Here is a 21,102-nt window from a genome sequence, read left to right as displayed (position 1 = left end):
GCAAACTCCTCCCCCGTGGTAATCTTCAATTATTGTGCAGCTTCAGTTGTACTTGTTGCAGCTTGATCTGCTTGTTGTGCATTTTGCTGAGCATCTTGTTGCTCTTGGGCTTTAGCTGCATTTTCAACTTCTTTGATTTGGTCGTCAGAAGCTTTACCCATTTTTGTAATCAAATCATCAGTTACATCAGAGCCACCGCCAACAACAGCGCCTTTCTCAATAATAACATCAAGTTTTTTCTCTTTCACAAGTTCATTGATTTTTTGTTCTTGATATTGACGATATTCTTGCGCTTTTGCATTCGCAAAGGCATTTAATTCTTGATTCGCTTGATTAAATACATTTTGTTTAGATGCTTCATCGGCAGCAGCAATTTTAGCATCTAATTCCGCTTTTTTAGCATTGATTTCTTTAGTAATTTCAATGCCTTTTTCAGTACTGTTTGCCACTTTCACGCTATCAACATAACCAACATTATTAGAACCACAACCACCTAAGATAGCCATAGAAGCTACTAAAGATGCACCTAATACTAAAGATTTAATACGTTTATTCATAATATAACTCCTTATTGAACTCGATAGGACGCCTTCACTGCATCAGTAATATCAAGCCCTTTAATATTACCACCATCATCGATGATAACTAAATCCAAATGTTGTTCCTCAGCAATAATTGCTACGCGCATACGAACATCTTCTAAAATAGCCTCATGAAGTGCACTTACCTCAGCTTCTTTATCTGAAAGCTTTTTTGCCCATGTATCATTCCACTCTTGAGCCACAGGCAGGTTATTATTAGCAATGATGGATTGTGCTTGTTGTTGTACCATGGAGTCTCGTTTCTCAGCTAATTCCTTCTGTAGGGATGCAGCGTATTGATTGAGCTCTTCCTGCCCTTTTTGTTGCATTGGAGCAAGCTCTGCCTGTACCTTTGCTTTAATTGAATCTACATCGAAATCCGATGGTTTTCTCTTAGCTAATAAGTCCTTTAATCTTTCTTCTTTTTTAGCTTTTTCAGCCATAGCCGCTGCTCTTTGTGCATCATCTATATATACACGTGCATCATAGGCATATAAGTCTAGTTGAAGGTTTACGATTTCCAGATCATATTCATTAGTACTAACCTTTAACTCAGCTAAATACTTTTGAGTCAATTCATTGCGTTTCGCATTTAATTGCTGATTTAGTTCATTCTCTTTTGTTGCAATACGAGTTTGCAATTCGACCGTAAGAGCATCTGACAAGGTTGAATCCAGTGCAAGCGTTTTCAACTGTTTATCTTGTGTCTCTGACTTGGCATTTAAGGCTTGTTGTTCAAGTTCATATTGACGTTGTAAAAGTTCCAATTCATTTTTGGCTTGTTTATAATCCGCATAGGATGGATTAAACTCTAGTACATCATCAATGCGTACAACACCTATTGACATGCCATCAGGACCCTGTTGGTGATTTGTTACAAAACCATAGGCCCAAATCATAGCACTTATTGCAGCAACGAGAAATATGACTAGTCCTATATATCGTTGTTTCCCGTTCATTGTCGTTCTCCCTTACATAGAACTACAGTTTATTTTTTTGCATCAGTAGCTAGTTTTTTCAATACTTGATCTGTAATATCAACACCACCGTATAGTACAGTGTCTTTAGTCATAACAACGCTAAGACCTTTAGCATCACCAACCGCTTTTGCAGCCTCCATAGCTTTATCTTGAACGGATTTAGCAATTTCTTGATCTTTTTTAGCTAGGTTTTGACGAGCTTCTTCAGCAATTTTTTGTTTAGTAGCATCATCTTGTGCTGCATCAATTTTAGCTTGCGTTTCTTGTTGTAATTGGCTTTGATAGCTCATATATTCTTGAGCTGCAGAGATATAAATTGGATTATCTTGAGACAACATACGAGATGTATCGATAACCCCAATAGTACTAGTCCCACTATTACTACTAGGCGAAGCCATTTGCGTATAAGCTAACGCACCAATACCAACAATAAAAATAGCAGCAATGACGATGGAAAAAATCTTTACATTCGCCTTGTTGTTCATCATTCGCATCATAATAGAGTGCCCTCATTTCTTTAAATCACTGCATCAAAGGATGCCATATAGAGATATTGGTGAAAGCCTCTTTAAAAAGAGGCCTTCACCATATACATTTACTATATTAGAATTGTGTACCGAAGCTGAAGTGGAATTTATTTTTGTGTTTACCCACACCATAGTCAAGTTTAACAGGACCAATTGGGGTCGTAATACGAACACCAGCACCAACGCCATAGTTAAAGGATTTTTTGCTGTTATACCATGTAACATTTGGTGCATCCCATGCATCACCAATATCACCGAATAACACACCGCTAACTTTCTTAACAATTGGGAAACGGAATTCCAATGTAGCATTGTACATCTTCTTACCACGGAATTGATCATCTTCATAACCACGTAAGGAATCAGCACCGCCCAATGTGAACAATTGGCTATAAGGAGCATCACCTTGGATGAAACCAGCACGTGCACGGAATGCCAATACATTCTTAGCGCCCAATTTCTTGTACATACGAGTTTCAGCTGTGAATTTGTAGAAGTCGAAGTCACCGCCCAAGCCATGACCAGCCCATTGTGTAGTATAAGAAATACGACGACCACGAGTTGGTTCATAGATATTATCACGAGAATCGTATACTTTTTGCCATGTTACGGAGTTAATGCGACCGAAGTTATTTTTTACATAGTTGTCAGATGCGAAGTTATAGGAACCATTATCCCAGTTTGTACCTTTACCCGCATTTTTATCATAACGGAAGCCAGAACTATCATCATCATCCCATTTATAAGAATCTTTACGAGATTCTAATGTCAAGTAATCACGAGTATATTCCCCAGTTTGACGACCGAAGGAAATATTGAAACCACGAGATTTCTTATTGTATTCTGCTACTTCATTACCATCTTCATTGTAATCTGTGTATTCATCTTCGCGGTTGAAGAAGGAGAAGCCAAGGGATGTACCTTTGCTATCGATCCAAGGTTTCAAGTAGGAGATTTGGTAGTTCTTATATTTTTTCTTACCACCGATTTCCCAGTGAACTTTAAATTTATCGCCAGTACCACGGAAGTTATCTTCACCGAATTCAACAATACCCATCAACCCATCAGATTTAGAGTAACCAGCACCTAATGTGATGGTACCAGTCTTATGTTCCAATACATCGATTTCAATAATTACATTATTTGGATCTTGTTCACCTGGCAACATACGAACGTTTACGTCATCAAAGAAACCTAAGTTATATACGCGTTCTACAGAACGACGTACCAAGAATTTATTAAAAGGTTTTCCTTTCTTTTGAACAAATTCACGAGTAATAACTTTATTGCGAGTTTTCTTGTTACCTGCTGGAATGATATCTTCTACGATACCTTCAACAATGTGTATATGAAGTACGCCTTGGTCATCTACACGGACACCATCAACGTGTGCTAACATATAGCCATCACGAGCATATGCAGCATTAATACCTTGGACTTTTTGCCCTACAGATACAGAGTTAAGAACTTGACCTGGTTGAATATCCATGAACTTAGTCAATACTTCGGAGGAATATACAGTATTACCTTCAAAGGAAACGCCAGTAGTAACTGGATTTACGGTTACGGCAAAGTCCAATTTTACGCCTTCAGGCACGGAAGTAAATACAGGATTTACTTCAGAGAAGTACCCAGTATTACCAAGATTAGTTACATCTTTAAATACGCCATCAACAGATACGGCATCGCCAACTTTTTCAGTTAAAATTGGCAACAAATTTGCTTGCTGTTCAGCTGTAACGCCAGATATAGATAAACCGGTAATCAATTTACCTACGTAAGGATTAACAGATTCTGCACTAGCAGATGTGACATATTGTGCTTCTACTGTTGTAACAGCTTGAGTTTGGCCATTTTCAGCAGCCTTATCAAGATCAGTACCACCAGTAGTTTTAGATACCATTTTTACTTGTTTATCATCAGTTTTTAAAGCAGCATTATTGACTGTAACAGTTCCATCAGAACCTTTTACTACAGTGCCGTCACTAGATATAGTCGTATCACCACGAGCAGCTAAGATAGCTGCATCAGTTTCATCTTGTATAGTTGTAGTAGTTGCATCAGCATTATAAACAGCTTGTGTAGTAGCTGCATCATTTGCTGTAGCAGCATTAGTCGTCGTTGTGCTATTTAAATCTGGAGTATAGCCAGCTTGTACCTCAGCAGCAAATACACTGCCTGTCCCCATGACAGCGGTCAACACGGACGCTGCAAGCATACTTTTATAAGCTTTTGGTTTAAACATAAATTCCTCCTAGAACTCATCCCCATAAAGAGTTTACATCTTATTTATAAAGACTAATAAATCTTTATCATTATAGCATAAATTGCTTGGAATGAGTACTATATTAAACAAATTTTATGAAATTAATATGACTAGAATGTGCATACCTAAGGGGTTTACACATTCTAGCCATACTCTTAAAAGCTACGTGTCCAACGACCACCTATATAATTGTTCCCTTTTGATGTATGCCATCCCGTGAACTTAAGGTTTCGTTTAACAGAATATTCTATACCATATTTATTTTGTTTGTTATTAATACCTTGAGAATAAGTCAACATGACTCTCGGTAATACATATTTACCGATTTCAATATTATAATTACTTGCCGTATCCCTATTGGTTGGCTCATCGGGATCAATTGACCCTGTTGTAATATTGATGCGGTCTAACCCAAGTGTATTTTGTAATGCATCTTGTACATAGCCAAAAGCAAACATTTGAAGCCCTGCTGTAGCCACAGCATTCACATCTTCATTTGTCAAAGTACTACTATTTGAATCTGCACCGCGGCCGAAGGTCAACATGGAAATGATTTGCTTTCTAGACAATGTAGGATTAGAGGACAATGATAAGTCCATATGATCCACTGTCCCTTTTACGCCAAGCATAATAGTGTAATTACTTACATTTGTTTCAGCCTCTAATTGTAAGTTTGGTAAATAAGAGCCACCTACGAAATGGGCATTCCCTTTTGTAATATTAAATACATGGCTCAAATACTTAAACGTGCCATTTCTAACATCGAATTGACCACTAGCAGTTGGATTTTGTAAGGATCCACCAAAATGAACATCGCCACTGATAAACATGTTGTATAAGGTGCGATCATATAAGCGTACTCCTTTACCGGCATGAACAGTAACATCCACCCCCATATCTTTGGTACTTTCACTAGATTGTAAGGAAAGAGGAATTTTGAATTGAATCTTTTCAAGATTTAAAGTACCAATAAGGGTCGGCAATCCATCTCGGTCAGCAATATAAAGTTCACCATTCAACGGTCCTCTTACATATTCACTGCGAACCTCTAAGTCTTCTAGCTGAACTGCCGCCTTATAATTAGTAAGAGTATGTCCAGACCAATTTACTTTAGCAGCCAAACCAGCTGAGCCTTTGCCCATATTAATACGGGATTGAAAATCACCTTGTTGACCAGAGAAAATTAAGTCACCATCAATACCAGTAATTTGATTTTCTACACTTGCCAATTTCATCGTACCATTACGTACCGATACAGTACCATATGCTTCAGGCTGATCAATAGTGCCTGTAATGTGAACCGTGCCTTTTAACGGACCTGTTGCCTCCTTAACACTAGTTGTAAGAAGAGGGATAACAGCCATATCTGCTTCGTTAAAATCAATAGTTACATCCATAGATTTGCTATCATTTGCTGGAATATACCCAGATGTAAAGATTGCCGCTAATGGAATCTTACCATAGACACTTAGCTTATACCCACTTTTGGCACCTTGAATTCGTTGAATCTGAATAACTTGATCTTGCATTGTAGCCAATACAAAACCTTCATCAATGCCAACACCATTAAAGGACCCCGACTCTATAGCACTGGATAATTCTACTTTAGGATTCTTAGTTTCTCCAGTAATATTCACAACACCAGTCACCCAACCAGTAGCTTGAATATCCTTACCCATAAGTGGCAAGAACGGTACTATATCAACATCCTTTAATGCAACCTGTAAATCTGCTTGACCATCAAGATCCATCGTACCGCCTATTGCAATAAGACCTTCACCAACAGGTAGTTTCAGAGTTGTAACTTTGAATTTACGATTAGCAAAACTTGCATTGATAGTTGCATCACCAACAATCTTTTCATCAATACTTACATCATTAATCTTGCCTGTTACATTAACACTTGGATTGTCGCGTGTACCTCCAATTTCAACAGAACCATTTAATTTACCATCAATATGTTCGTTGGACCGGTCTAGCAAGTTTAGTAAATTCTTTACGCTACCATTAGTAACATCTAATACACCAAATAGTTGTCTACTGTCATCAAACTTCATACCACCTTTAACAGCATAGCGACCACCATCGGCTTCAGCAAAGGTGAAATCTTGTACATTTACAACCGATTTATCTGCATAAACACGACCATGAATATCGTTCAATAATTCTCCATTAACTGATAAGGCATCAGATGAAATATAGCCATTGAATTGAGGGTTATCCATAGATCCAGTAATTTGCCCTCGACCAGATAGCAACCCATCAACTTTGTAACCCGTATTAATGAGCAATCTGCCCATATCAATATTTTTACCTTCAAAATCAACATTAATTGCTTCTTTAGATACTGTACCTCCACCTGTGATAGTTGCACCATAACCTGCAATATCAAATCTATAAAGCTCTAATGTATTATTCTGATAGTTATATTTTACAAATGCATTAGTCACGAGTTTTCCATAAGCAGAACCATCCCACAAATGAGCACGACCTTCTACAATCGGATTTGCAGCCGTTCCTGTAATATGATTGTCCGTTTCAAACCAACCCGTAATAGGAACATCTGTAACAGTACGAATCACATTTTCAATACGAGCAGTCCGAGCCCTAGCATTTAAATCTAACGCATCCGTATCAAGATTATACCAACCATTAACATCATAGCCCCCATCGCCATCACCAATATGTCCATTGGTAATAGTGAGAATATGGTTATCTAGCTTAATATCACCATGGATATTATTGAATCGAGCCCCTTTATAATGTACCTCTTGACCCCATACAGTGCCCGTTACATTTGGATTATCCAATGTACCTTGTATCGCAAAAGAGGTATTCAAGGTGCCATCAACCTCTTGACCAATAATAGGACTTAATGCGGTCAACGGCAATGCATTACCTGAAATAGTGGCATCTACGTTACCATTCTGGATATAGCCATACCCGCTAAGCGTCCCATCCCCCATAGTACCTACAACGGTTATGTTTGTACGATTATCAGCATGCATAAAGTTAGCTTTTACAGTATCAACCACAACGCCGTGAATACCTATTTGGCGACCTTCAACAGCGCCTACGGCATCTGTAACTTGATTATTTTTTCCTAAAATACGAATCTCACCATCGATATTACCTGTAATCGGTGTGGTCATATCTTTTGTGAAAGTGCCTAAAGGTAAATCTTGAGTATTTATAATAGCATCAAAATCCCCTGTATCAGCTACATATTGACCCTTAATCTTTGCGCTACCTTCACCTATAGACAAGTGCGCATCATCAGTACGAACTAAACCGTTATCATATACGATATTCCCTTGTAAACGATCAATATAGTAACCTTTATAAGAAATACCATCACTAGCAATCGTTGCATCTACACGAGGGGCTACTGTCGTACCACCAATATGTGCACGCCCACCTACAATGCCAGTAACACCGACATCTGTTATCGCTTCTAAAGCTACTTTATCGGCTACAACATTAAGATTTAAATATTCTTCATCTTTACCCAGTGTAACTAATCCATTGATCTTTGCTACTTGATCATTTACTCTCCAAGAACTACGACTAATAACGATTTGATCATTATTAAGCATAATGCGACCCGTACCATCGGTAATATTATAAATTGTATTACCCCGTTTATAAGTGCCGGTTAAGCCTTTAAAGCCTACATTACCACTCATGATATATTTGCCATCTTCACTTTTAAGATTTAAATGTATATCTTGTAATTTACCACTCGTTACAGATAACTCCTTACGAAGTGGAACAAAACGCATAATACCAGCTGTATCAATTTCGTTAGCTTGTACAAAGAGATCAAAATTAGATACATTGTTCATATCAATTTTGCCATTCATGGTAATTGCGGAACCATCTACATCCGCAGTAAAGGCGCCTTTAGACATTCCACTCATATTAAGCGCCATAGTCCCATCAAGATTTTCTACATTTCTCTTTATTCCATCTTTAGTACGTAGAGCTACACGACCATCATTAATAGTTACAGAGCCATCAAAAGTACCCGACTTATTTGGATCGGATGGTTTTACTAACTTAGTTATACTCCACGACCCATCAGCTAGTTGCCATATATGAAAATCTGGCGTCTCGACGATTACACTAGAAATAGCCGTAGCCCCTGATGTGTTGCCACCAATAATCTTCGGTAAAGAAGATAATTTAACTCCTACAGCTACCTCTTGAGCAGTTCCAACTAAATGTCCATCTCTATCTTTGATAATCACATCTGTTAGAACAACATCACCATTCCAATTAATTCGGAGAGAATCATAGTCTATAGAACCGTTTATGACATTATTTACTTGTTCTTTAACCATAGGTGCAATGTAAGTTTGAGCCATAGGATTAATGCTGGCACCAACAATACCAGACAAACCTAAAATCGCTGCACCGATAAGGAGCCACTTTTTACGGGTCATAATGATACTCCCATACACATTATGAATAATATAAATATATATACTAATCTTACCACAGACACAGTAATAACTATAGTATTTTCAGAGTGAATTTTATAAAACCTATCAGGAACACTCATTGTCTATAATGTTCATTACAAGAAAAAAGACGACCAAAGTCGTCTTTTTAAAGATCATATTATTGATTGCCGCCTAGTTTTGACAATTGTTCAACAGCACCACTATTAGCGATAACTTCAGCACCTTGACCTACAGATGTAGACAATGGAACGCCTGTTAATTGTTCAAGAGCCGCAATGCTAATATTGTAATTGTAAAGAGCTTCTACATAGTTATTACGAGCTGTTGTCAACTTAGTTTCTGCATCAAGTACATCAAGGTTCGTACCAACACCTGCACGGTAACGAAGCGTAGCAATACGGAAACTTTCTTGACCTTGTGCGACTGCAGTTTGTGTACTTTGAATTGTTTGTTCAGCAGCTCGTAAATTCAAGTATGCTTTTTGTACAGCTAACAATACAGCATCAACAGTTGCCAAGTTAGCTTCTTTTGCTTGTTCAAGTTGTGCATTTGCTTTTTTAATAGCATTTTGTGTTGCACCACCATCCCATAAGTTCCAAGTAGCACTAGCGCCAACACTCCAGGACTTTGTGCTTGTACCAAAGTAACCATCTGGATCACCATAGCCACGACCAGCTTTTACAGCAACCGTAGGCAAATAACCGGCCTTAGCAGATTTTACAGCTTCTTCTGCAGATTTTACATCAAGAGCTGATTTAACAAGAGCGGAACGATGAAGCATAGCATATGCTTTCGCTTGCTCCAAGGTTACATTATATGGTTTATATTGTAAATCACGCTCTGCTGTAGTAATAGCTGTTTGTGCAGGGTATGCAATAACTTGATTTAAGTTCGCCTCTGCTAAATTTGCAGCATTTTGCGCTTTTACAAGAGATGTTTGAGAATCATCAAGATTTGTTTTAGCTGCCAATACGTCGGAGCTCGCCACTAAACCAACATTATACTGTGCCTCTACATTGGTTACATGACCTTGATAATCTTTAACAGCTTGTTGTGCTACATCTACCATATTGCGGCTCATAATCAATGTATAATAACCGTTAAGAGCATCATATTTTGCTTGTTGTAAAGCCTCTTCATAGCTAGCACCAGTACCTTCACGAGTATAACGTGCAGAATCAATGCTCGCATCAAGTTGTGGATTGAATACAGGCGCACTAATGGAGAAGTTATGACTTCCAGATTTGCCACTACCTGTGTCACCGCCCGTTTTTTGAGCACTCCAACCATAACTAACACTTGGATTCTTACCAGCTGCTACTTGGCTTACTGCAGATTTAGCAGCTTCATAACCCCATTTAGTTTGCTTAGCTGTACGATTATTAGCTAATGCTAAATCAACCGTACGGGCTTCGTTTAAAGCTAATGTACGTTCATAGGTTTTACTGTCTAAAACAGATTTTTCTGCTAATTGCTTTTGTGTTAATTGAATAGCTTCTTTTTGATATTTGCTTAATTGGTCTCCGTTGTTAACGGATGTAGTTACTACATCAGCCGCGAATGCACCAGTAGTAACTAAAGAAAGCATTACACCTAAGGAAAGAACCTTTTTATTCATAATATGTACCTCCATACTCATATAGAGTAAATGTGTTAGTCATTAGAATACTTGTTTAATACCGAAATAGGTACCTCCATTCGTAGAACTGAACGGTCTGGTCATTTGAATAACGCCATAGGTATCTTTATGCAAACGTATATCACTACGAATACGATATTTACGATGATTAAGGTCATATAGCGCGGCTGATAAGGACACAGGACCACGGAGGTTATAATCCACCCCGAGACCCAATTCACTTTCAAAAATACCACCACGCACCAACCATTTAGAACTAATAAATCGACCTGCATTCAGATCAAAAGTAGTATCATCACCCATATTAGAAAGGCCAATTTCAGCCATTCCTTTATTGTTAAAGGCACGTACTCTACCATTGACACGGAATTCATTATCCGTTGTGTTATACAACAAATCTACAGATGGTTCAATCTTGGTAAATGACTTTTTTTCAGTCATACCAACCTCTACACTATTTCCATTTACATCCGTTTGGTACGCCTTTCCGCCCATCAGTTTATTGATGCGAGCTGAAATCTGTGCCGTATTATGTAAAGTCTCTTTAATATTTTCTTGTGCCTTAGGATCTGTTACAGTCGATTCCATGGTACGAGCCATATTATCTACACGATCAGTAGTTTGTTTTAAATTAGTTAAAATAGCACGCATATCATTACCTGCATTACCATCAGCATTAAATTGCTGTGCTGCTTGATTTAGTTGAGCCGTTACATCCGCCATATTTTGTGTAATAGCTACCGCATTATCAGCCATCACCGCTGTAGATTGCAAGGAATATTTAAGTGCACTTTGAGTTGCAGGATCACCAATAATACTATTGATAGACTGTAGCATCTTCTCAGTGCCATCCATTAACTTTTGCGCACTCTGCATGGCCTTATCCACAGCATCAACGCCTTCACCTTTAACGGAGTCACCATCCTGTAAATATACTTTAGACTGTCCTGGTGAAATTTGAATAAATTTATCACCTAAAAAACCATCTGACCCCAAGGAAAACATCGAGTCACTTGGAATCTGCGTTTTTTCATCAAGCTTCATCTTAACCACAACGCCACGCGGTGTAATTTCAATATCAGAAACAGTCCCGATGGCCACGCCGGAAAATTTAACCTGATTCCCATTTTTTAGGCCATTTACTTGAGTGAAATCACCTGTAATTGTCATTTGCGGTTTAGCCCAAATATCGATACGGCCTACAAATAGTATGCCTGCAATAAATAGAACTATACCTATTATTGTAAAAGCCCCTACCTTGGCCTCCGTCGTCCACTTCATTATATATCTCCCATCGCAGATTCGTTAATCGGCTCTGCTTCACCATGAATAAATTGTTGTACCTTCTTATTTGTAGAATTCTTAAATTCTATTGTATCAGAAATTTCTACAAAATGCCCCTGATCGAGTAAAGCTATGCGGTCAGCAACATAAAATGCTGACTGCATATCATGTGTTACCACGATAGAAGTACAACCGAGCCGATTCTGCATCCCCTTAATTAGCATACTAATCGTACCTGATGTAATAGGATCTAACCCTGATGAAGGTTCATCATAAAGAATTAAACTCGGATCTAGTGCTATAGCACGAGCTAAGCTAACCCGCTTTTTCATACCACCAGATAACTCATTAGGCATATATGACTCATATCCCTTTAAACCAACCCAATCAAGTCTTTCTGCCACAATGCGTTTGATTTCGTCATCCTTTAACTTCGTATGTTGACGCAAACCAAAAGCTACGTTCTCACCTACCGACATAGAATCAAACAAAGCTGAATATTGGAATACCATCCCCATTTTTCTTCGTACTGTATTAAATTCATCTTCAGATAATGTAGTTATATCTGTGCCATCTACGATAATCTGCCCTGATGTAGGACGTTGTAAACCTATTAATAAGCGAAGCAGTGTACTTTTACCACTACCACTGCCGCCTAATATAACTAATGTCTCCCCATCATTAATAGTGAGATTAACAGAGTCTAAAATCACACGTGACTCATAGGCAACTACAACATTGCGTAGCTCAATCATAAATCCCTCTAAAAATATCTACTAAAATAACAATGTAGATAAAAAGTAATTTAATACAAATACTAGAATAATACTAGTTACTACAGAACTAGTAGTGGAGAAACCCACAGCTTCTGCGCCCATTTTAGTTTCCATGCCCTTATAAGCACCTACCAATGCAATGACAGCACCAAACACACTAGACTTTATAAGTCCTAAAGTGAAGTCCGAAATGGTAGAAAACATTTGAATAGAGTCTAAATATGTACTAGGCGCCAACCCCTTGATAACAGTGGCTACAAAGTAACCACCGGCAATACCGATAACAACACCATAAAATGCCAAAATTGGCACCATAATCATACACGCTACTACACGCGGTACCACGAGGTAACCAACAGGATCGACAGCCATAACACGTAGGGCATCAATTTGTTCTGTTACCTTCATTGTACCAATTTCAGCCGTGATAGCTGCGCCAACACGGCCGGCTAATACTACACCAACTAAGATAGGACCCAATTCGCGGCCCATAGCTACAGCCATAAGGCCACCTACTGTACTTTGAGCACCATAGGTAATGAGTACATCTGTAATCTGTAAGGTCATAACGGCCCCAGCAAAGAGCAAGGTTAAGCTAATAATAGGCAAGGAGTCTACCCCTAGGTGAGCCATCTGCTGAAATACATGCCACAAATTAATCATTTTTAATTGTTTTATTGTTTGCCACACTAATAATGTAGCACTACCCATCTGTGATAGGCCGTTTATGACGACTCGACCTATCGATTCTAGCCAACTCAACAGTGTCTCCCTTTCCCTTACAGTTTCAACTTATTCAGGTGTATTTGTTTCACCAGCATTAGCCTCATCTTTTTTATTAGTTTCTTTCGACTCTTTTTTAGGGTCCTTTTTAGACTCAGCTTTATCCGTTTTACCTTTTTTAGATTGATCTTCCAATTCTAACTTGCGTTCCATCTTAATCTGATGTTTCGCTTCTTTGACACGTTTTGCTAATTCTTTATCCCGATCAGCGGGCTTCATTACATGAATCGTAAATTGACCATCACCTTGCACAATGTACTCAGTATCAACAGCAGTCTTTTCAGGTTTCTTTTCATCATCCTTACTAGAACTCAAATCTTCTTGACCTGTTTTTTTCTTTACATCCCCTGGCATAGGTTTTGATTCCACATCTTTAAGCTTAGCCTTTTTAACAGATTGAGAGCCATCTTCATCAACTAAGCTGATGCCATCTTCCAAAAATTCTACAACGATTTGATTATTTGTATCTGTCTTTTGAATTTCATCATAAAGCTCATCAAAATCTTTATGAACTTTCAAACGGCGTAAAATTTCGTCTGTTAAATTATACTTTTGTTTTTCCAATACGTATGGCAATGGAATCTCGCCACCGCCACGTACCTCTAAGGTATATTTACCAATAGCTTGATCTTCTGGAACCTTAAAGAAGATTTGTTTAATAACCTTTTCGCCGCGGAACGGTTCTAATGTTACATCTACTACAATAGTATCCCCAGGAGAAACTACAGTAGACGAAGCAGAAGCATCTATAAGCTTGGCTGTTTTCTTATCTTGCGTTACGTTTGTTTCAACCGAAATATCCGAAATTTCATAGTTGATGAATCGATTGTTCATAAGAACATCAATGACATTATAAAATTCATCAACTGCTTTTTCGCTAATGGAATCAGAGCTATAGAACATATTTGTTCGCGTTAATGGCTTATGTTCTTTCCCTTTTGGCGTAATAGTATAAGAAATTGTAGCCGTACCAGAGCCACTACGATCCAATGTTTTATTCAACATATTATATAAGGCTGTAGCTGCTAAAGTTGGTGTCATTTCACCATCTTCAATAACCTTTACAGAGCTAGTTCTATCACGTCCCATATCAAGATCTTTTAAATGGAATCGCAATGGAATACCAGGAGAAATCACGCCTGATACACCTGCAATACCGGCACCTCTATCTTCAGTAACAGAACCAATCTCTTTACCCATAGAGCCAAGCTTAAAGGCAGCATTATAGCTTTTTACAACGGTAAAGATACTTGCATTGTGCATAAAATAGTTAGAAGAACCATGTTTTAAGAATGGATGACCAAAGGCAACAACCTTTTCACCATCTACATGAGTAACAGTACCAATAGCGCCCAATTTAAGGTCACCATCAACTAGCAAAGCCGCTACCGAGCCACCAGCTTCTAAAGGTTTTGCAATTTCATCACCACTAGCACTTGCGGTGTCATATGTTTCATATTTATATTGTGGTAACTTCGATTTAAAGTATTCCATTGATGCCGCATCGAAGCCATACGCCATAAGTGGAGTACCTAAAGGAATCAATTGTGTATCATCCCAAGGTTTAGATAAGTTTTTCTCATATGGTATATTCCATAGTTTAACCATATCCTCAATAGGAGTAATCATACCTATCGTACCATCCGCAAACCCCCAGCCATAAGCAACAGCCCCAACAAGTTTACCATTTATATATACAGGGCTACCACTCATACCATGCGCAATGCCACCAGTTTGATCCATAACGGGTCCGGAAAACTTGGCTAAAATAAGATGACCAGATGGTCCCTTATCCTTCATGACACCCAATACCTTTACATCAAAGGTGGAAATAGTATCCCCTACGATTACAGTTTTTGCAATACCTTCCATACCTGTTGTTACATCATTGACAGGCATAAAATCAATAGCCTGTGCAGTTGTAAGTGAAGTACAGAAGAAAAGCGCCAGTATCGCTTTTCTATACCGACGCCAAGAATGAGAAAACTTCATTCCTTCTCTCCTTTATTTACTTTCTACAGTGACAACGATTTGATCACGAGAAACGTCTGAACCCACTGTAACATTAACCGCCGTTACAGTACCAGTTACAGTAGATTTAGCAGCAGCCATAGGACCAGCCAATGTCTCTACAGTCACCAATGTTTGGCCTTCTGTTACAGAAGTACCAACAGAAACTGTAGAAGCAACTTTACCTGTTAATACACTTTGGTATGATACAGGGGCCGCCATTACAGAGCTAACACTTAAAATGCCTAATGCAGCTAAAGCTAACACTACTCTTTTCATAACGATCCCTCCTTTTACAAAATTAGTTATGTATTTATAGTATACTAAATTATTAGTAATATTTCAAACAAAATTGTATGCAACGAATCTATTTTATAATTACTATATCCTCATAACTCATAGGTGCAGAAGATTTGTGTACATAATCATCATTGATAACTATATCAATGCTACCTTGATTTGATAATTCAGCGCCATCAACAACACCTAATTTAGACAATAACTGAGCTCCTTCTTTTTGAGTCACACCTACAGATTGAAGTTCGGATTTATCAACTGTTAGCACAACTAAATCATGTTCCTTTGTGGTTCCAATGAAACTACGACCTTTGTTATTAGATTCATCAGCTCCTACATAGCGACCGCCTTTCATCACCATAGTGCCCACTTCTAAACTAGCTCCACCGGTAGTACTAACTTGAGCAAGTTCTTCTCTATTTTGAATCGTAATAGGTGTTCCAACTTTTAATTTTCGTAAAGCATTTCCAGATTCGCCATGACCAGACAATACGTATTGGTTTTCCCCAATTTTAGAATTTCCCTTTTGTTTACTAATAACCTTGCCATTAGCTACAGTCACTTCATAACCATATTCATTGGTCTTTGTAGAAGGACCATAAGTTGACGTATAAAGGGTCAAGGCATTCTCTTTACGAACCGTATCAACGGAGGTGATTACAAAACTCTCATTCTTTGTTTTAGCTTGAAGCAAAGGTTTTTTCTCTTCTATAAAGTATCCTCTATTAGGCGTATATCGTAACGTACCACGATTAGAAATACGCTCTAAATCAATGGCTCCATCACTCGCCACTGAGTAAGGTCGTTCAAAACTGCCCCCTTTTACCTTTGCTCCAATGATAGCTGTATGAGCTTGAGTAACAGAAGATAATGGTTTACTTTCTGGAACATGCGCCACCACCATAGGTGAATCATTATCTACGGTCAATGCAAAGGCTTGAATTTTCCCTTCAGCTACGGTGTTATTAATTTTGCTATACGTTACAGATTTATTTACATCTTTTGTAGTCTGTTGCGCATAGCCAGAAAATAAATCCACTACTATACGCGAAGGCTTTTCTAATGCAAACTCATGATGTTGTACATCCTTATTCGCTGTTAATGTTACTCGTAAGGCCCCATTAACTGGTTGTAAGCCAATGCCTTTAAGAACTCCCGTTTTTTTATCATTTTGTGATATGGGGCCAGTTAAAGCATTTATAGTGCCCCCTAAGTTCAATGTAAGAGCATGTGTTTCTTCATTATAGGATTGAGTCCAAGATACAGGCATTTCAGATACATCTAAAACAATTCGGCTTGTACCTTCATGATTAGATACGCGCACCCCTGTTAAATTACCGGCCTCAGCATGAGGAACGGTACTACCCAGTAGACCTAAAACAGCAAAAGTCATATACAGATATCGTTTCATCTTTAATTCCTCTATAGCTACAAACCATAATAATGGCCTTATATTATTACATCAATTTTACGCAATATACTTTTACTATAGTATACAGCATAAAGATGAAAAATTCAAAAAATAAACGAAAAACGAGGTTACAGTCTAAAGATACTCCATACATAAAATAGAATAACTGTAGACCATAACCTCGTCAATTTAAGCTTACATCATCATGGTATATTATTGTAACTATATTATTGTAACTCATCTAATGTATCACGAAGCTGTGACATTTCATCTAATGCCTTTGCAACACCTTTAATCACTGCATATCTTGGAGATTCTACAAGGTATGCCGCGATTCCAATAGAACGTGTAATAACACGGTCTAATCCATCGATGAGCGCGCCACCACCAGTAAGAATAATACCATGATCGTTGATAGCGGCCACAAGTTCCGGTGGAGTTTTTTCTAGAATAGACTTAACACCTTCCAAAACATTCATCACTTGTGCTTCTAGAGCACGTTGAATCTCTAAAGAATTCACCGCAACCATCTTTGGTAATCCAGAACTTGAATCTCGTCCTCGTACCTCAATCGTGCGCTCCTTTGCACGGCGATCCACAGTCCCTACAGAAATTTTAATTTTCTCTGCTGTTAGCGGACCAATAACCAAGCGTTTCTTACGACGGATATAGCGAATAATAGATTCGTTAAAAGAATCTCCACCGATGCGAAGTGATTCACTTACAACTACACCCGTATCACAAAGAACGGCAATATCCGTAGTGCCACCGCCAACATCGACAACCATCGCCCCTACGTGCTTAGCATCATTGAGACCAGTCCCCATAGCAGCAGCCAATGGTTCTTCAATAAGGACTGTCTTTTTTGCACCAGTTCTGAGTAAAGCTTCCAAAATAGCGCGTTTTTCAACTGGTGTAATGCCCGACGGAACACATACAATAATACGCGTCTTCATCAATCTAGAAGCAGGTACAACGGAGCGAATAAAGTACTTCAACATGAATTCTGTCATATCATAATCTGCAATAACGCCCGCTTGAACTGGACGGATGACGGAAATCCCTTTTGGAGTACGGCCCACCATAGAACGTGCAGCCTCACCTAAAGCAAGAATATCACCAGTTTTATCATCTCGTGCAATATACGCAGGTTCATCTAATACCAAGCCTTTACCCTTCGCAAAAATGAGGATATTTGCAGTCCCTAAATCAATTCCCAAATCGAAGTTTAAGGATCGATTTAAACGACTCATAAAATCCCCAACTTGCTCAGGTCGAACTAAACGTTTTAATGTCATGGCTGGTGTTGTTTTAGCAATCGCTACAGTCTCACGACTACGTCGTTCAGCACGGCGCATTTTTGTAACTTTAATCATGGTCTCACGCATATTGGAGGCCAAATGATTAGCTTGCTTTGCCACGCCATTTGAAAGTTTAGTAGACTTACGTTTTGTCCTTCTCAATGGTTTGCGTGTAGTACTCACTTTCGAATTTTCAACCTTTGCAGCACCTAAGTTCTGTTGCTCGTTGTATAAAGCCGGCCCTTTAGAGCGCCGGCTTCTTTTCTTTTTATTTTGTTTTGGCTGTGTACTCTTATTCGTCAACCCGAACAATATCAGCACCTAACCTTTGCAATTTACCTACAAAATCATCATAACCTCGGTCAATATGATGTAAACGACCGACTTCTGTTCTACCTTCCGCAGTCAATGCAGCACATACAAGCGCCGCTCCAGCACGCAGGTCAGTAGCATTCACTATAGCCCCATGTAAGCTTGGCATACCTTCGACAATAGCTTGACGATTGTCGATGTCAATATGCGCCCCCATTTTACGAAGTTCAGCAACATGCATAAAACGATTTTCAAATACAGTTTCTGTTACTGTACTAGTGCCTTCCGCAATCGTAGTAAGAGCCATAAATTGAGCTTGCATATCTGTTGGGAATCCAGGGTATGGCAATGTTTTAATATCGACAGCTTTAATACCTTTACCACTACTAATAACGCGAATGCCGTCGATTTCTTCCTCTACTGTTACACCAGCTTCCTTTAATTTAGCCACTACTGGTTTTAGATGTTCTGGCAATGCATTTTCTACGAATACATCACCACCTGCCATAGCAGCTGCGATTAAATATGTACCAGCTTCAATGCGGTCAGGAATAACTGTATGAATAGCACCGTGTAATTGAGGTACACCTTCAATACGAATCACATTTGTACCAGCTCCGCGAATATTAGCACCCATAGCATTTAAGAATGTAGCTAAATCAACAATTTCAGGCTCTTCTGCAGCATTTTCGATAACGGTTTTACCTTTCGCCATAGAAGCAGCCATAATTACATTCTCTGTAGCCCCCACACTTGGGAAATCCAAATAAATTTGAGTCCCTTTAAGTCCTTCCGGTGCATGAGCATATACGTAATCTTCAGTAATTTCAATTTTTGCACCTAATGCTTCAAATGCTTTTAAGTGAAGATCAATGGGGCGTGCACCGATAGCACATCCACCAGGCATTGAGATTTTAGCCTCCCCTTTACGAGCCAAAAGTGGACCCATGACAAGGAAGGATGCACGCATTTTACGTACAAGTTCATAAGGAGCTTCCGTAGCAGTCAATGTAGAAGCATCGAAAACAATTTCACCATCTGCATTATTACGAGTGATTTTAACTCCCAAAGACTCGATAACTTGGCAAATCGTGCCTACATCTTCTAAATTTGGAATTTCAAGCAATTTACTAGACGTTGATGCTAGCAAAGTACCGGCAATAATAGGGAGTACTGCATTTTTAGCACTACTAACACGTACACGTCCTTCCAATCGATTGCCACCTTGAATGATTAACTTTTCCAACAGAATTCCTCCTACACTTTATATCGTTCATCTTGTATAAGCTACAAGACCTTGTATTTATAACGTCATATACTAAATGTTATTATACTATTTTTCGATATATCTCATCAAGAGAATAAGAGAAAATACAAAGAAAAAAAAGCCCTGAATATACATCAAAAATTTATGTCCAATTTTTGAGTACATTTCAGGACTTTCTTCTTATTTTGCTTTTAATGTTTTAAGTTTATGATCCATATGCACGGTATCAAGGAAGCGAACCGTACCAGTTTTAGACCGCATTACAATAGTATGCGTACGCGCACCACCTGGGAAATATTGAATTGGATTTAATAAGTTACCACGTGTAATGGCAGTAGCCGCAAAGATAACATCATCAGTACGAACTAAATCATTTAATGTGAGCACTTGGTTTACATCGGCAATACCCATTTCATGGCAACGACGAATTTCTTCTTCCGTTTCTGGCTTTAAGCGAGCTTGCATATCGCCGCCTACACATTTCAAGGCTGCAGCCGCTAGTACACCTTCAGGTGCACCACCAGTACCTACAACCATGTGTACCCCAGAACCTTCGATACAACATTCCATAGCTGGATTAACATCACCATCAGAGATGAGCATAATGCGAGCCCCTACTTCACGAGCTTCTTTCATCAAGCCTTGATGACGCTCACGATCAAGCATAACCAACGTGATTTCATCTACATTACGTTCCATTTTAGTCGCTACATTTTTGATATTTTCGGTCAAAGATTTCGTAATATCGATAGCACCCGCACCGCGAGGACCAACACAAAGTTTCTCCATGTACATATCTGGTGCATGTAACAAGCCACCTTTTTCTGCAATCGCCATAACTGCAATAGCACCATTTTGACCTTTAGCAATCAAGTTTGTCCCTTCAATAGGATCAACTGCGATATCTACTTCTGGTCCGCCAGCGCCTACGTGTTCTCCGATATAAAGCATAGGAGCTTCATCAATTTCGCCTTCTCCGATAACTACCGTACCAGAAATGCGAACAGAATCAAACGCTTGACGCATAGCATCTACAGCAAGACCATCGGCTGCATCCTTTTGCCCACGGCCAAGCAAACGACCGCTACGCAAAGCTGCGGCTTCAACGACACGAGCAAATTCCAAAGATAATGTACGATCCATAATGGGCCTCCTTATAAGTCCTCTATGTATTGATATGACTCTTACCTAGAGTCTCTAAC

15 protein-coding genes are annotated in these 21,102 nt (G+C 38.8%); all 15 read right to left on the bottom strand.

The window, feature by feature from the left end; all coding sequences use genetic code 11:
- Positions 1-29 precede the first annotated feature (29 nt).
- Complete coding sequence (locus tag VPAR_RS02685; protein ID WP_012864064.1) at positions 30-557, bottom strand: OmpH/Skp family outer membrane protein; 528 nt, start codon at positions 555-557, stop codon at positions 30-32.
- Positions 558-568: 11 nt separating this feature from the next.
- A complete protein-coding gene (locus VPAR_RS02680) occupies positions 569-1,540 on the bottom strand; it encodes a coiled-coil domain-containing protein (RefSeq protein ID WP_012864063.1) in 972 nt (323 codons plus the stop codon).
- Positions 1,541-1,569: 29 nt separating this feature from the next.
- Positions 1,570-2,058 (bottom strand): OmpH/Skp family outer membrane protein, encoded by a 489-nt coding sequence (locus VPAR_RS02675; RefSeq protein ID WP_004695463.1) that lies wholly within the window; start codon positions 2,056-2,058, stop codon positions 1,570-1,572.
- Between the two features lie 106 nt (positions 2,059-2,164).
- Complete coding sequence (locus tag VPAR_RS02670) at positions 2,165-4,333, bottom strand: BamA/OMP85 family outer membrane protein (protein WP_012864062.1); 2,169 nt, start codon at positions 4,331-4,333, stop codon at positions 2,165-2,167.
- A 176-nt stretch (positions 4,334-4,509) separates the two neighbouring features.
- The gene (locus VPAR_RS02665) at positions 4,510-8,799 is read right to left on the bottom strand and encodes a translocation/assembly module TamB domain-containing protein (RefSeq protein ID WP_012864061.1); all 4,290 of its coding nucleotides are present in this window, start codon (positions 8,797-8,799) and stop codon (positions 4,510-4,512) included.
- Positions 8,800-8,977: 178 nt separating this feature from the next.
- A complete protein-coding gene (locus VPAR_RS02660) occupies positions 8,978-10,438 on the bottom strand; it encodes a TolC family protein (protein ID WP_012864060.1) in 1,461 nt (486 codons plus the stop codon).
- Between the two features lie 42 nt (positions 10,439-10,480).
- Positions 10,481-11,740 carry an MlaD family protein gene (locus VPAR_RS02655; RefSeq protein WP_012864059.1) on the bottom strand — a complete coding sequence of 420 codons (1,260 nt, stop codon included), beginning with the start codon at positions 11,738-11,740 and terminating at the stop codon, positions 10,481-10,483.
- On the bottom strand, positions 11,740-12,498 hold the full coding sequence (locus VPAR_RS02650) for an ABC transporter ATP-binding protein (protein ID WP_004695454.1): 759 nt from the start codon (positions 12,496-12,498) through the stop codon (positions 11,740-11,742). Before VPAR_RS02650 ends, VPAR_RS02655 begins: the two co-directional genes overlap by 1 nt.
- A 21-nt stretch (positions 12,499-12,519) precedes the next feature.
- A complete protein-coding gene (locus VPAR_RS02645) occupies positions 12,520-13,281 on the bottom strand; it encodes an MlaE family ABC transporter permease (protein ID WP_004695453.1) in 762 nt (253 codons plus the stop codon).
- A gap of 30 nt (positions 13,282-13,311) precedes the next feature.
- Entirely contained in the window at positions 13,312-15,294 is a 1,983-nt protein-coding gene (locus VPAR_RS02640) for a SpoIVB peptidase S55 domain-containing protein (RefSeq protein ID WP_012864058.1), read from the bottom strand.
- Positions 15,295-15,306: 12 nt separating this feature from the next.
- The gene (locus VPAR_RS02635; protein WP_004695449.1) at positions 15,307-15,591 is read right to left on the bottom strand and encodes a biotin/lipoyl-containing protein; all 285 of its coding nucleotides are present in this window, start codon (positions 15,589-15,591) and stop codon (positions 15,307-15,309) included.
- A gap of 88 nt (positions 15,592-15,679) precedes the next feature.
- Positions 15,680-17,020, bottom strand: a complete 1,341-nt coding sequence (locus VPAR_RS02630; RefSeq protein ID WP_012864057.1) for a phosphodiester glycosidase family protein — start codon at positions 17,018-17,020, stop codon at positions 15,680-15,682.
- Between the two features lie 227 nt (positions 17,021-17,247).
- Positions 17,248-18,633, bottom strand: coding sequence for a rod shape-determining protein (locus VPAR_RS02625; RefSeq protein WP_012864056.1), 1,386 nt, complete (start codon positions 18,631-18,633; stop codon positions 17,248-17,250).
- Positions 18,614-19,879, bottom strand: a complete 1,266-nt coding sequence (murA, locus tag VPAR_RS02620; protein WP_012864055.1) for a UDP-N-acetylglucosamine 1-carboxyvinyltransferase — start codon at positions 19,877-19,879, stop codon at positions 18,614-18,616. The genes VPAR_RS02625 and murA overlap by 20 nt, the downstream gene beginning before the upstream one ends.
- Positions 19,880-20,080: 201 nt before the next feature.
- A complete protein-coding gene (gene glpX / locus VPAR_RS02615; protein WP_012864054.1) occupies positions 20,081-21,043 on the bottom strand; it encodes a class II fructose-bisphosphatase in 963 nt (320 codons plus the stop codon).
- Positions 21,044-21,102: the final 59 nt, after the last annotated feature.

It is taken from the genome of Veillonella parvula DSM 2008 (genome assembly GCF_000024945.1).
Lineage (GTDB): Bacteria > Bacillota > Negativicutes > Veillonellales > Veillonellaceae > Veillonella > Veillonella parvula.
Note: the sequence above shows the minus strand (reverse complement) of the source record. Positions and strands in the feature narration are given on the sequence as shown.

Bases quoted from the DNA above. Each gene is read 5' to 3' on its own strand.
- VPAR_RS02685 (WP_012864064.1), bottom strand. From the start codon at position 557: ATGAATAAACGTATTAAATCTTTAGTATTAGGTGCATCTTTAGTAGCT.
- VPAR_RS02635 (WP_004695449.1), bottom strand. From the start codon at position 15,591: ATGAAAAGAGTAGTGTTAGCTTTAGCTGCATTAGGCATTTTAAGTGTT.
- VPAR_RS02640 (WP_012864058.1), bottom strand. From the start codon at position 15,294: ATGAAGTTTTCTCATTCTTGGCGTCGGTATAGAAAAGCGATACTGGCG.
- VPAR_RS02630 (WP_012864057.1), bottom strand. From the start codon at position 17,020: ATGAAACGATATCTGTATATGACTTTTGCTGTTTTAGGTCTACTGGGT.
- VPAR_RS02650 (WP_004695454.1), bottom strand. From the start codon at position 12,498: ATGATTGAGCTACGCAATGTTGTAGTTGCCTATGAGTCACGTGTGATT.
- VPAR_RS02660 (WP_012864060.1), bottom strand. From the start codon at position 10,438: ATGAATAAAAAGGTTCTTTCCTTAGGTGTAATGCTTTCTTTAGTTACT.
- VPAR_RS02665 (WP_012864061.1), bottom strand. From the start codon at position 8,799: ATGACCCGTAAAAAGTGGCTCCTTATCGGTGCAGCGATTTTAGGTTTG.
- glpX (WP_012864054.1), bottom strand. From the start codon at position 21,043: ATGGATCGTACATTATCTTTGGAATTTGCTCGTGTCGTTGAAGCCGCA.
- VPAR_RS02655 (WP_012864059.1), bottom strand. From the start codon at position 11,740: ATGAAGTGGACGACGGAGGCCAAGGTAGGGGCTTTTACAATAATAGGT.
- VPAR_RS02675 (WP_004695463.1), bottom strand. From the start codon at position 2,058: ATGATGCGAATGATGAACAACAAGGCGAATGTAAAGATTTTTTCCATC.
- VPAR_RS02680 (WP_012864063.1), bottom strand. From the start codon at position 1,540: ATGAACGGGAAACAACGATATATAGGACTAGTCATATTTCTCGTTGCT.
- VPAR_RS02670 (WP_012864062.1), bottom strand. From the start codon at position 4,333: ATGTTTAAACCAAAAGCTTATAAAAGTATGCTTGCAGCGTCCGTGTTG.